Here is a 12,352-nt window from a genome sequence, read left to right as displayed (position 1 = left end):
GTGAAGTCGTACGCCGCGGTCGACCTCGGCGCGTCCAGCGGGCGCGTCATGGTCGGCCGCGTCGGGCCCGACAGCCTGGAGCTGGCCGAGGCGCACCGGTTCCCGAACCGGACCGTGCGGGTCCCGGAGGGGCTGCGCTGGGATGTTCTCGCTCTGTATGCGGGGGTGCTGGAGGGGCTGCGGGCGGCCGGGCAGGTCGACTCCGTCGGGATCGACAGCTGGGCCGTGGACTACGGGCTCCTGGACGCCGACGGGGCCCTGCTCGGTAATCCGGTGCACTACCGGGACTCCCGGACGGAGGGCGTCGCGGAGAAGGTGTGGGCGACCGTCCCGGCGTCGGAGCTGTATGCCGCCACCGGGTTGCAGTACGCCCCCTTCAACACGCTCTACCAGCTCACGGCCGCGCGAGCCTCTGCCCAACTCTCGTACGCCGAGCGGCTGTTGCTCATCCCCGACCTCCTGACCTACTGGCTCACGGGCGAGCAGGGCACCGAGCTCACCAACGCCTCCACCACCCAGCTCGTCGATCCCCGCACGCGCGACTGGGCGTACGGCATCGCCTCCCGGCTTGGCATCGATCTGTCGTTGTTCGCGCGGCTGCGGCAGCCCGGTGATCCGGCGGGCGTCCTGCGACCGGAGGTGCTGGAGGAGACCGGACTCACGGGTCCGGTGCCGGTGACGGCGGTCGGGTCGCACGACACGGCGTCCGCCGTGGCCGCCGTCCCGGCCGGGGGCGAGCGCTTCGCGTACATCTGCACCGGCACCTGGTCGCTGGCGGGGCTGGAGCTGGACGCGCCCGTGCTGACCGAGGAGAGCCGGGCCGCCAACTTCACCAATGAGCTGGGGCTGGACGGCACGGTCCGGTATCTGCGGAACATCATGGGGCTGTGGCTGCTCCAGGAGTGCCTGCGTGCCTGGGGCGACCCGGAGCTGGGTGCGTTGTTGCTGGATGCCGCCAAGGTGCCGGCGCTGCGGTCGGTGGTGGACGCGGGGGACGCCGCGTTCCTGGCGCCGGGGCGTATGCCGGAGCGGATCGCCGAGGCGTGCCGGGCGACCGGGCAGCCGGTGCCCGAGTCGCCCTCCGCGATCACACGCTGCATCCTCGACTCGCTCGCCCTCGCCCATCGCCGGGCGATCACGGAGGCGCAGCGGCTGGCCGACCGTCCGGTCGACGTCGTGCATGTCGTGGGGGGCGGCACGCGCAACGCCCTGCTGTGCCAGTTGACCGCCGACGCCTGCGGGCTGCCGGTGGTGGCCGGTCCGACCGAGGCCGCAGCCCTCGGGAACGTCCTCGTCCAGGCGCGGGCCCACGGGCTGGTCGGCGACCTCGCGGACGGGCGGCGACTGCTCACCCGTACGCAGCCGTTGACCCGATACGAGCCGCGCGGGGACGCGGCGCGCTGGCGCGAGGCGGAGGCTCGGCTCACCCGAGGGTGAGCGGGGTCTCCCCCGGGCCGCATACCCGGACTACCCTTCACTCATCCGATGATCGATCACAAGGAGCCGCGATGCGTGTCGCCCTGTTCCTGACCTGTGTCAACGACACGCTCTATCCGGACACCGGGCGCGCCGTGGTGAAACTGCTGACCAGGCTGGGCGTCGAGGTCGACTTCCCGATGGCCCAGACCTGCTGCGGGCAGGCGCACTACAACACCGGCTATCGACACGAGGCCGAGCCGCTGGCCCGGCATTTCTCCGATGTCTTCGGGGAGTACGAGGCGATCGTCACCCCGTCCGGGTCGTGCGGGGCGATGGTGCGGGAGCTGTATCCGCGGATGGGTGAGCGGGCCCGGGCGGAGGGGCGCGGGGACACGCTCGCGGCGACGCTGGCGCCCGTGGTGCCCAAGACGTACGAGCTGACGGAGTTCCTGGTGGACGTGTTGGGGGTGACGGACGTGGGCGCCCACTACCCGCACAAGGTGACCTATCACCCGACCTGTCACGGCCTGCGCGGGCTGGGGCTCGGCGACCGGCCCCGGCGGCTGCTCCAGGCGGTCAAGGGGCTGGAGTTGGTCGAGCTGCCCGGTGCGGACGAGTGCTGCGGGTTCGGCGGCACCTTCGCGCTGAAGAATTCCGATGTCTCGGCGGCCATGGGCGCGGACAAGGTGCGCAACGCCGAGTCGACCGGCGCCGAGGTGCTGTGCGCGGCCGACAACTCCTGTCTGATGCACATCGGCGGCACCATGGCACGGCTGAGCACGGGCATGCGGCCGGTGCACATCGCGGAGATCCTGGCGAGCACGGAGGAGGAGCCGGCGGTATGAGCGGGACATTCGTCGGGATGCCGGCGTTTCCGAAGGCCGCACACGAGGCCGTGCACGACCAGACCCTGCGCGGCAATCTGCGGCACGCCACGCACACCATCCGCGCCAAGCGGGCCAAGGCCGTCGCGGAGGTGTCCGACTGGGCGGCACTGCGGGAGGCCGGGAAGCGGATCAAGGACCATACGCTGCGTCATCTCGACCGGTATCTCACGCAGTTGGAGGAGTCGGTCACGGCGGCGGGCGGTACGGTCCACTGGGCCGCCGACGCCGACGAGGCCAACCGGATCGTGGCCGATCTCGTCAAGGCGACCGGCGAGTCGGAGGTCGTCAAGGTCAAGTCGATGGCCACGCAGGAGATCGGGCTGAACGAGGCGCTGGAGGCGGAGGGCATCCGCGCCTACGAGACCGATCTCGCCGAGCTCATCGTTCAGTTGGGCAAGGACCGCCCCTCGCACATCCTCGTTCCGGCGATCCACCGCAACCGGGGCGAGATCCGCGACATCTTCCGCAAGGAGATGAGCGAGTGGGGCCGCCCGGCCCCGGACGGCCTCACCGACACGCCCGCCGAACTCGCCGAGGCGGCGCGCCTGCATCTGCGGGAGAAGTTCCTGCGCGCCAAGGTCGGGATCTCCGGCGCCAACTTCATGATCGCCGAGACCGGCACGCTGGTGGTCGTGGAGTCCGAGGGCAACGGGCGGATGTGCCTGACCCTGCCGGAGACGCTGATCTCGGTCGTCGGCATCGAGAAGATCCTGCCGACCTGGCGGGACCTGGAGGTGTTCCTGCAGACACTCCCCCGCTCCTCGACCGCCGAGCGCATGAACCCGTACACGACCATGTGGACCGGTACGACGGACGGCGACGGGCCGAAGTCCTTCCATCTGGTCCTGCTCGACAACGGCCGCACCGACACGCTCGCTGACGAGGTCGGCCGCCAGGCCCTGCGCTGCATCCGCTGCTCGGCGTGTCTCAATGTGTGCCCGGTGTACGAGCGGGCGGGCGGGCACGCGTACGGCTCGGTCTACCCGGGCCCGATCGGCGCCATCCTCAGCCCTCAACTCCGGGGCGTGGCAAGCGAGATCGACGCCTCGCTGCCGTATGCGTCGACGCTGTGCGGCGCCTGCTACGAGGTGTGCCCGGTGGCCATCGACATCCCCGAGGTGCTGGTGCATCTGCGGGAGCGGGTCGTGGAGGGCGGCGAAGTGACCTCGCGGGGCAACAAGGTGGTGCTCAAGCCCGCGAAGGGGCATGCCGCCGAGCGGGCCGCCATGCGGGCGGCGCGCTGGGCGTTCGGCCGGCCGGGAGCCCTGCGGGCCGGGCAGCGGCTCGCGTCGCGCACCCGGCGTCTGCATCCGCGGTCGCTGCCCGGCCCCGGCAAGGCGTGGAGCGGCAGCCGCGATCTGCCGGCGGTGCCCAAGGAGCCCTTCCGGGACTGGTGGCAGCGGACCAACGGTGGGAAGGACGGCGCGAAGTGAGCAGCAGGGAACGGATCCTGGGCCGGGTGCGGCGCGCGCTGGTGGACGTAGGACCGGACGAGCCGTCGTACGACCAGGCGGTGCCCCGTGACTATCTGCGCGAGCACGGGGAGCGGAGTGTCGCGGAAACGGTGGATCTGCTGGCCGAGAACCTGGCGGACTACCGGGCGATCGTGCATCGCTGCACGGCCGAGGACCTGCCCGCGACCATCGCGGGGATGCTCGCCGCCCGGGGGGCGAAGAGTGTGGCCGTGCCGCCGGGGCTGGATCCCGGGTGGCTCGCGGCGGCCGACGCCGAGCGGATCCCGGACCGGGCGGAGAACACCCCGCACGAGCTGGACCAGGTCGACAGCGTGGTCACGGCGTGTGCGGTGGCGGTCGCCGAGACCGGCACCATCGTGCTGGACGGTGGCCCCGACCAGGGCCGCCGCCGTATCACCCTCGTCCCCGACCACCACATCTGTGTCGTACGGGTCCCGGAGCAGGTCGTCTCCTCCGTCCCGCAGGCCCTCGAACGCCTCGACCCGGCCCGCCCGTTGACATGGATCTCCGGTCCGTCGGCGACCAGCGACATCGAGCTGGACCGGGTCGAGGGGGTGCACGGTCCGCGCACCCTGGAGGTGGTGCTGGTGGGCGGTCAGGCGAGCGCGGACGTCACCTCGTAGCGGCCGGACGGGAGGCGGTAGGAGGCGGTGCCGTCCGCGAAGCCCAGGTACTCGACGCCCTCGACCCGGGAGAGGGGCGTGCGGGCCTCGCGGACCGTCGACGGGTCGGCGGTGGGGATGTGGAGGGTCGCGGTCGTGTTGGGAGGCACCGTGGCCCGGTAGGTCAGCTTCCGGTCGTCCGCCCGCCACTGGCTGACGATCTCGCCGTACGGCGAGAGATGCGAGCCGGTCACTCGCGTGACCTTGCCGGTGGGGTCGAGGTGGGGCCGGAGGAAGAAGTGCCGGAAGCCGGGGTGTTCCGGGTCCTTGGCGATGCCGGCCATGCTCTCGTACATCCACTCCATGATCGCGCCGTAGGAGTAGTGGTTGAACGAGTTCATGTCGACCGGGCCGAAGCCGTCCTCCTTCGAGTACGAGTTCCAGCGCTCCCAGATGGTGGTGGCGCCGTTGCGCACCGAGAACAGCCAGGACGGCATGGCGTCCTGGTGGAGGAGCTTGTACGCGAGGTCGACGCGGCCCTCGTCGGTGAGCACGGGGGCGAGGACGTTCACACCGAGGAAGCCGACGGAGAGGGTGTTCTCCCCGTACTTCACGCGCGTGCTGTCCGGGTGGGCCTCCTTGTAGGCCTCGTCGTTGCCGATGTTCTCGGCGAGTGACCTCACGAGGTGGCGGCGCTGGGCCTCGGTGTCGTAGAAGCCCAGTTTGAGGACCCAGAGCAGGGCGGTCTGGCTGTTGTCCTCGGGCTTTCCGCCGGTCCACGGCGGTGCCTCGCCCAGGCTGGAGCGGATCGTGGCCTCGCCCGTGGTGGGGTCGGTGACGAGGTACTTGGCGACGAAGGCCCGCTTGATGCGGGAGAAGAGCTCGTCGTAGGCGCGGGACTCGTCTTCGCGGCCGGTGGCGCGGGCCATGTCGGCCATGAGGCGGGCGCTGTAGCCGTAGTAGACGTCGCTGATGAGCTGGGTGCTGGTGACTTGGAAGGCCAGCCAGTCGCCGAAGATCGCGCCCTGTCCGGCATAGCTGTCGCCGGTGCGTTGCCGTATCCAGTCCAGGTATTTCTTCATCGCGGCCCAACTGCGGTCGATGACCGTGGTGTCACCGGACATCTGCCACACCGTCCACGGCACGACGACCCCGCAGTCCGCCCAACCGCTGGCGGGAACCGGCTGGTTGTAGCGGGAGCCGGGTGCGACCCAGGTGAACTGGGCGCCGTCCTGCCCGTATGTCTTCTGTGAGTCGATCAGGATGTCCTCGAAGTGGCTGAGGAAGCTGACGGCGTCGGCGTTGTAGAGGCCGGTGTTGCAGAAGAGCTGGGTGTCGCCGGTCCAGCCGAGGCGTTCGTCGCGCTGGGGGCAGTCGGTGGGGACCCACAGGTAGTTGCCGCGTTGGCCCCAACGGACGTTGCTGATCAGCTGGTTGACGTCGGTGTCGTCGGTGGTGATCGTGCCGATGTCGTGGAGGGCGGAGGTGGCGACCCTGCCGGTGAAGTCGGTGAGGGTGACCGTGTCGGTCGCGGTGACGGAGACGTAGCGGAAGCCGTAGAAGGTCAGGGTGTCCTCGTGGGTCTCGCCCTCGGGGTCGCCCTTGAGGATGTAGGTGCTGGTGGCCTTGGCGGCGCGGAGGTTGGCGCGGTAGACCGAGCCGACGGGGCCGTCGGCACCCGCGCTGTCGTCGTTGAGCATCTCGCCGGGTTTGAAGACGACTTGGGCACCCGCCGGGCCGCGCAGCGTGTAGCGGGGCACTCCGACCATGTTCTGGCCGAGGTCGATGACGGCGGTGTCGCCGGGGCGCAGGGTCACGGCGGTGGTGGCCGCGGCGGCCGGGTCGGTGACCGTGCGGGCGGCGTCGACGACGATGCGGCCCTTGCCGTTGGGGCTGCCGTCCTGGCCGGTGACGCCGGTGTGGACGGTGACGGAGTGCGGCCTGCGGTCCCAGTCCGGCACCAGGCGGGCGCTCTCGCCTGGGTAGGCGACCAGCTTCGCGTCGGGGAATCGGGAGGTGAAGTCGTGTGCGCTCACCCCCGCCCAGCCGGAGGCGTCGAAGTCGTTCGCCGTCCAGCCCGGGAGTTCCTTGCGGGCGTCGTAGGTCTGGCCGTCGTAGATGTCGTCGGCGCGGTAGGGGCCGGTGTCGGTGGCCTTCCAGTCATCGCCTGGTGCGGTGACGATCGTCTGCTCGGATCCGTCGGCGTACCGGACGAGGAGCTTGGCCTTGAGGGCCAGGCGGTTGCCGTCGGCGGAGTAGTAGGTGCTGTTGTCGGAGACACGGCCGTTGTACCAGCCGTTGCCGAGTACGGCCGCCAGGGTGACCTGCCCTTGGTGCCGCTCCCTCGCGACCAGGTCCGTGACGTCGTAGGTGAAGTAGTTGACGGTGCTGTCGTAGTTGGTCCAGCCCGGCGTCAGCAGTTCGTGCGTGGTTTCGTCGCCCTGCTGGACCGTGACCCGGTGGCCGTTGACGTGGGCCTCGTACACGCCGAGGGCGGAGATGTAGAGGCGTGCGTCGCGTACTCGGCGTCCCGTCAGCCGGGTCTGGCGGCGCAGCAGCGGGGCGCCGGGGGTGTTGGGCTGCTTGCCCGCCATGGCGATCCACTGGGCGCCGTCCCAGCCGGCGACTCCGTCGGTGCCGAGGAGGCCGGTCTCGAAGTGGGCGGTCGGGGCGGTGGGGACGGGGCGGCCGGTCTCGTCCCAGGCCGTCACCGTCCAGTGGTAGCGGGTGGAGGAGTTGAGGGCGGGGCCCGCGTAGCGCACGGCGATCGAGTCGGGTGACGTGACTCGGCCGCTGTTCCAGACGTCCGCCCGGGCGGGGGTCAGGCGGTCGGGTGCGGTGGCGACGAGGATCCGGTACGCCGACTGGCGGCGGCCTCGCGCCGAGGAGGCCATGCGCCAGCCGAACCTGGGGTGGGGGGCGTCCACGCCGAGGGGGTTCGTTCTGTGCTCGACCGTCAGGCCCTCGACGGCGGTGCGGTGCGAGGTCGGTGCCGCCGAGGCGGGTCCGCCTCCCATGATCCCGCCGGCCATGGCCAGTGGTGCGGCGCCGAGTGCCGTGGTGAGCACCGTCCTGCGACGCACCCCGTCACCCTTCGTGCTGTCGACTCCGTCGTTCATGCCGTAGTCCCTTTCGGCTGTTCGGAGTTGGAACGATTCAGCTCGAACGACGGTTGAAGCTAGTGGCAGAAGTGAAAGGTGTCCATGGTTCGATCAGGACAAATACCTTGCAGAATCCAACAGAACTCCCCAGTCACAGAAGGGAAGTTGGAGTGAATTGAAACAGTTCAAAATCGGAATCAGGCATTCTTGCCCGGACGCCGCGTCGAGTCGCGGCTCAGGATGCCGAAAGCCCACCGCTCGTTGAAGCCGGCCACGAAGCCGATGGCGCACCAGAAGCCCCAGAACTCGGTGCCCGCGGCGGCCGATCCCGGGCTCCCCGCCGCCGGGCAGATCTCGGTGGTGGTGGCGGGCGGCTCGAAGACGGTCACGATGCCGCCGCTGAGCAGGAAGTAGAGCGCGAGGGCCAGGATCCAGCCGACGAAGACCCGGTAGACGCCCTCGTGGCGCATGCTGCGGGCCATCTGCCCGGGGACGACGATGCCCTCCCGCCCGTTGGACTGCCGGCGCGCCAACTGGTCCGCGCTCCCCCGCAGCCGGACCAGCACGCTGAGTACGGCCCCGAACGCGCCGACGCCACCGCACACGAACGCGCCCAGCAGATTCCAGCGATTGGTGCAGTTCAGCGCCACGCCCAGCGCGCCGAGCAGGTCGACGCCCCAGAGCACCGGCACGGCGAGCAGGGCCAGGCTGGCGGCCGAGCCCATCGCGAGACCGATGTTGAGGCCCCGGCTGACGGCGGTCGCACTGTCCTGCGCCAGCCGCCCTCTCAAGTCGGCGATCTCCTGGTCGAGATACTCGGCGAGATGCTCGTTCGGCTTGGCGTCGCCGAGCCGTGGGTCGCTCAGCGCGTTGCCGAGCACCCGCACCACGGTGACCCGTGCCGACACGCGCGTCCTGCGCTCGAAAGCGCGCTGCGAGGCGCCGTAGAGGAGCTGTAACTGCAGTTGCTGTTCGGGATACAGATCACCGAACTGCACATAGCCGGGCTCGAAGCCGCCCGGCACGACATCCGCCAGCCCCTCGGGCCACAACTCGGTGTCCGCCCCCTGGACCGACTCCCGCATGCCACGCCACCACACCTGGCGGCGCCCCCCGTTATCCGTCATGAGCACACCTGTACCGGTATCGGAGCCCTGCGGGGAAGTCTCCCCGGGCACCAGTCCGGTCACCGATGTCACGGAGCCGCATCCTCCGCCCGCGGTCAGGAGTAGACGATCGGGCAGCCACGCCGTATCGAGTGCTGGGCGGCGCGTAGGTACAGCGCCACGTAGAACGACACGTCGAGGTCGTCGCACCACCGTCCGGGCCGGGCCGCCGCGGTCTCCTTGGCCTGGCCGTCCAGGAACCAGCTGGTCAGCTCCAGGTTGTCCGATGCCGCCGGTATCCGGTCGGTGGGCAGCTCGACGGCCTCCGCGAGCCGCTGCGCGAGGGCGAGAATCTGCGGGGCGCCGGCGATGGTCGTCGTCAGGTCGTAGGCGCACTCGACGGGCAACTCGATCTCCTCGTCGAGCGACACCGGCACCAGCACCGTCCAGCCGCAGAGCAACTCCTCCTCCGCCCGCGACAGATGTGCCCGGCACAGCGCGCTGAAGCCGTCCATGGGCGGGACGAGCTTCTCCTCGAAGCCGGTCCCGGAACCAGGAGCGAACCCCGCCTCTTCGGGGACGCTCGTGTACGGCGGAAGCCCGCGGCGCCTCAACTCCTCGTTCAGACCGGCGGCGACGTCCCCCCGCCCGTCCTCCTCCTCGCCGAACCACTCCTGCGCCCCGACGCTCACCAGATAGATCCCCATGCCCGCAACGTACCGCCCACCACTGACATCGCCTTCGGTCACCGGCTGCCGACCCCCCGTCGGTGGTGTCGCTGAGTACACCCGGCAATTCGGGTTCTGCGCCCAATGTGGCAAAGGCGCCTGCTCCGTAGCTTCGTCGACAGGGCACAGGGAGTGCCGGACGGAGAGTGATGACGATGTTTCGCGCAACCTCGCGACGTACGCACGACCAGGGACCCGCCGCCGAAGCGCTCCGGCTGGTCAAGGTCAGCAAGACCTATGGTTCGGACGACAGCGCGGTGACCGCTCTGGACGGGGTGACCCTCGGTCTGGGGCGCGGCACCTTCACCGCGGTGATGGGGCCGTCGGGGTCCGGCAAGACCACGCTGCTGCACTGCGCGGCCGGTCTCGACCGGCCCGACAGCGGCATCGTGCGGGTGGACGGCACCGAACTGACCGGGGGTGGCGAGGCGGAGCTGACGAAGTTCCGGCGCGGCCGGATCGGGTTCGTGTTCCAGCAGTACAACCTGCTGGAGACGCTGACCGTCGCCCAGAACACCGTGCTGCCGCTCAAGCTCGCCGGGCAGCGCGTCGACCGACAGCGGGCGAAGGAGGTCCTGACCTCCGTGGGCCTCGGCGACCGACTCGGGCACCGCCCCGACCAGCTGTCCGGTGGTCAGCGGCAGCGCGTGGCCATCGCCCGTGCCCTGGTGACCGAGCCCCGGGTGATCTTCGCGGACGAACCGACGGGCGCCCTGGACACGCGCAGCGCACGCGATGTGCTGCGGCTGCTCCAGCAGGCGGTGCGGGTGCACGGCCGGACCGTGGTGATGGTGACCCACGACCCGGTCGCCGCCTCCTACGCCGACTCGGTGCTGTTCCTGGCGGACGGCCGGCTGGCGGGCCACCTCCAGGCGCCGACCCCGGACGCGGTGGCCGAACGCCTCGCGCACCTCGGCGACACCGTGGCGATGGGGGTCTGAGCCATGTTCATGCTGGCCATGCGGTCGATGCGGCACCGCCCCGGACGGTTCCTCGCCACCCTGCTGTGCGCGTTCCTGGGTGCGGCGATCATCATGACGTTCAACTCGATGCACGACACGGCGGGGCAGGACGGCGTCGACTCCACCAGCGCGGAGACGCTGTCGACGGCGGCGGGTGTCGTCGGCGGCTACGGCACCCTGCTGGTCTTCTTCGCCGTCGCCTCGGCCTTGACCGTCAACGTCCGTCAGCGCGCTGCCGAGTTGGCGCTGCTGCGCTGCTCCGGGGCGACTCCGGCACAGCTCAAGCGGATGGTCGTGGGCGAGGCGGTGGTCGTGGGCCTGGTGGGCTCGGTCCTCGCGATCGGCCCGGCGATGCTGGGCGGTCGGGCGCTGCTGGAAGTGTTCCAGGACAGCGGCCAGGTCGCCGAGTCCGTCGACCACTCCTTCGGCCCGATCGCGCTCCTGACGGGCATCGACATCACACTGCTCGCGTCGGCGGGCGCCGCCTTCCTCGCCGTACGGCGGGCGACACGTGGGCACGAACAGCGGGGCGGGGCACGGAAGTTCCTCGCGTACGCCGCGCTGGTCGCCGGGGCGGTCGCGGTCTGCTCCACCTTCGTGTTCTCCGCGACGGACGCGGCCTTGATGGCGCCGCCCGCGTACGGGGCGATCCTGCTGTCGGTGGGATTCGCGCTGATGGCGCCCCGGCTGCTGGGGGGCGTGCTGGACCGGCTGCCGCTGAGCGGGGCGAGCGGCTGGCTGGCGGTGCGCAACCTGCGGGAGCGGGCCGGCCATCTGGCCGGGATCCTGATGTCGCTGATCCTGTTCACCGCGGTGGCCACGGCCACGCTCACCCTGCAGGCGGTGGAGAGCGACGCGGTCGAGGCCTCGGGCCTGACGAAGTCGATCGACGCCAAGAACCTGGAGACGCTCAACTTCACGGTCGTCGGCATCATCGTGGTCTTCGTCTGCGTGATGCTGGTCAACTCGCTGTACGCGGCGACGAGTTACCGAGGCCGGGAGTTCGGGCAGCAGCGTCTGTCCGGGGCGACCCCGGGGCAGGTGCTCGGGACGGTCGGCGTCGAGACGGTGATCCTGACCGTCACCGGAGTCCTGTTCGGGATGGCGGCCGCGCTGGCCGGGATCGTCCCGTTCACGGTGGTGCGCACCGACGGGGTGCTGCCGGGCGAGGTCTACGGCATCGGGGTCGCGGTGGCCGCGATCGCGGCGGCGGTGACGCTGGGGACGAGCCTGGTCACGGCCCGGCGGATGCTGCGCACTCCGGCGGTCGGGGCGGTCGCGGTGGCGTCGTGAGCACAGACGGGGCGAGGGGCGGTCACCACGGTGGCCGCCTCTTCCCGTGTCGTCTTATTCCGGATCCCGCGTCATCTCATTCCGGCGGCGTCCAGCAGCGTGGTCACCGTCGGCACCGCCAGCCCGTCCAGCGTCTCGATCCGGGCGCCCGCCCGCGCGCTGGCCCCGTCGAAGACCAGCATCAGCTGGCGGGCGAGCAGCTCCGGATCCCGCGCGCCGCCCTCCTCGGCCTGCGTACGGAAGACGCCTTGCAGTCGCTCCTTCGCGACGTGGGCGACCACGCTCGCCGGGTGGCCCGGATCCTTCAGCTCGACCAGTGCGGCGAGATACGGGCAGCCCTGGTAGGCGGGCTCGGTGGACGCCTTCTCCAGCTGTTCGAAGACGTGCAGGATCCGCTCGCGGGGCGTGCCGGCGTCCTGCGCTCCGGACGCCAGCCGGGCCTCGTAGACCGGCAGCCGTCGCTCCAGGCTCGCCGCGAGGACCTCGTCCTTGCTCGCGAAGAGCTGGTACATGGACCGTTTCGACACGCCGGCCGTCCGGCACAGCGCCTCGACTCCGATGGAGACGCCCTCGCTATAGAAGAGCTCGGCCGCCGCGTCGAGGAGCCGGTCCCTGGTGGGACTGGTGGACGCCTTGTCTGTTGTGGCCATAAGGACGAGGTTACTCGCCGGCGGGCGAGAGGAAACCGATCGGTCTATCGCCTTCCGGTCAGCCGATCCCTCGTGACATCATCGCTGAACAAGCGCTTAGATACCGCGCTGGGACATTGACCTGGAGGC

The 12,352-nt window shown here is 70.7% G+C and carries 10 protein-coding genes; 6 read left to right on the top strand and 4 right to left on the bottom strand.

Translation table 11 applies throughout. The features are described from left to right. The 4 genes from BLU79_RS34165 to BLU79_RS34150 all read left to right on the top strand — a co-directional run bounded on the left by BLU79_RS34165 (window position 1) and on the right by BLU79_RS34150 (window position 4,404). Window positions 1-1,437, top strand: a complete 1,437-nt coding sequence (locus BLU79_RS34165) for a rhamnulokinase (RefSeq protein ID WP_093909998.1) — start codon at window positions 1-3, stop codon at window positions 1,435-1,437. 71 nt (window positions 1,438-1,508) lie between these two features. Further along, on the top strand, window positions 1,509-2,264 hold the full coding sequence (locus BLU79_RS34160) for a (Fe-S)-binding protein (protein WP_093909858.1): 756 nt from the start codon (window positions 1,509-1,511) through the stop codon (window positions 2,262-2,264). Then, window positions 2,261-3,739 (top strand): LutB/LldF family L-lactate oxidation iron-sulfur protein, encoded by a 1,479-nt coding sequence (locus tag BLU79_RS34155; protein ID WP_093909857.1) that lies wholly within the window; start codon window positions 2,261-2,263, stop codon window positions 3,737-3,739. The genes BLU79_RS34160 and BLU79_RS34155 overlap by 4 nt, the downstream gene beginning before the upstream one ends. Beyond that, the gene (locus BLU79_RS34150; protein ID WP_093909856.1) at window positions 3,736-4,404 is read left to right on the top strand and encodes a LutC/YkgG family protein; all 669 of its coding nucleotides are present in this window, start codon (window positions 3,736-3,738) and stop codon (window positions 4,402-4,404) included. The genes BLU79_RS34155 and BLU79_RS34150 overlap by 4 nt, the downstream gene beginning before the upstream one ends. On the opposite strand, the gene BLU79_RS34145 is transcribed toward BLU79_RS34150, so the two are convergent. From BLU79_RS34145 to BLU79_RS34135, 3 genes are all read right to left on the bottom strand, one after another. Continuing rightward, the gene (locus BLU79_RS34145) at window positions 4,377-7,502 is read right to left on the bottom strand and encodes an alpha-L-rhamnosidase (protein ID WP_093909855.1); all 3,126 of its coding nucleotides are present in this window, start codon (window positions 7,500-7,502) and stop codon (window positions 4,377-4,379) included. The genes BLU79_RS34150 and BLU79_RS34145 overlap by 28 nt on opposite strands. Window positions 7,503-7,681: 179 nt before the next feature. After that, complete coding sequence (locus BLU79_RS34140; protein WP_093909854.1) at window positions 7,682-8,611, bottom strand: hypothetical protein; 930 nt, start codon at window positions 8,609-8,611, stop codon at window positions 7,682-7,684. Between the two features lie 95 nt (window positions 8,612-8,706). Beyond that, the gene (locus tag BLU79_RS34135; protein WP_093909853.1) at window positions 8,707-9,297 is read right to left on the bottom strand and encodes a hypothetical protein; all 591 of its coding nucleotides are present in this window, start codon (window positions 9,295-9,297) and stop codon (window positions 8,707-8,709) included. Window positions 9,298-9,467: 170 nt separating this feature from the next. Between BLU79_RS34135 and BLU79_RS34130 the strand changes: the two genes are divergently transcribed. Together BLU79_RS34130 and BLU79_RS34125 are read left to right on the top strand one after the other, a co-directional pair. Then, on the top strand, window positions 9,468-10,259 hold the full coding sequence (locus tag BLU79_RS34130) for an ABC transporter ATP-binding protein (RefSeq protein ID WP_177001289.1): 792 nt from the start codon (window positions 9,468-9,470) through the stop codon (window positions 10,257-10,259). Window positions 10,260-10,262: 3 nt separating this feature from the next. Next, window positions 10,263-11,573, top strand: coding sequence for an FtsX-like permease family protein (locus tag BLU79_RS34125; protein ID WP_093909851.1), 1,311 nt, complete (start codon window positions 10,263-10,265; stop codon window positions 11,571-11,573). 71 nt (window positions 11,574-11,644) lie between these two features. On the opposite strand, the gene BLU79_RS34120 is transcribed toward BLU79_RS34125, so the two are convergent. After that, on the bottom strand, window positions 11,645-12,223 hold the full coding sequence (locus tag BLU79_RS34120; protein ID WP_093909850.1) for a TetR/AcrR family transcriptional regulator: 579 nt from the start codon (window positions 12,221-12,223) through the stop codon (window positions 11,645-11,647). Window positions 12,224-12,352 lie beyond the last annotated feature (129 nt).

The sequence above is a fragment of the Streptomyces sp. cf386 genome (assembly GCF_900103585.1).
Classification (GTDB): domain Bacteria; phylum Actinomycetota; class Actinomycetes; order Streptomycetales; family Streptomycetaceae; genus Streptomyces.
Note: the sequence above shows the minus strand (reverse complement) of the source record. Positions and strands in the feature narration are given on the sequence as shown.

Excerpts from the sequence above, each read along its gene's own strand:
- BLU79_RS34145 (WP_093909855.1), bottom strand. The coding sequence starts at position 7,502 with ATGAACGACGGAGTCGACAGCACGAAGGGTGACGGGGTGCGTCGCAGG.
- BLU79_RS34135 (WP_093909853.1), bottom strand. The coding sequence starts at position 9,297 with ATGGGGATCTATCTGGTGAGCGTCGGGGCGCAGGAGTGGTTCGGCGAG.
- BLU79_RS34125 (WP_093909851.1), top strand. The coding sequence starts at position 10,263 with ATGTTCATGCTGGCCATGCGGTCGATGCGGCACCGCCCCGGACGGTTC.
- BLU79_RS34160 (WP_093909858.1), top strand. The coding sequence starts at position 1,509 with ATGCGTGTCGCCCTGTTCCTGACCTGTGTCAACGACACGCTCTATCCG.
- BLU79_RS34130 (WP_177001289.1), top strand. The coding sequence starts at position 9,468 with ATGACGATGTTTCGCGCAACCTCGCGACGTACGCACGACCAGGGACCC.
- BLU79_RS34140 (WP_093909854.1), bottom strand. The coding sequence starts at position 8,611 with ATGACGGATAACGGGGGGCGCCGCCAGGTGTGGTGGCGTGGCATGCGG.
- BLU79_RS34155 (WP_093909857.1), top strand. The coding sequence starts at position 2,261 with ATGAGCGGGACATTCGTCGGGATGCCGGCGTTTCCGAAGGCCGCACAC.
- BLU79_RS34120 (WP_093909850.1), bottom strand. The coding sequence starts at position 12,223 with ATGGCCACAACAGACAAGGCGTCCACCAGTCCCACCAGGGACCGGCTC.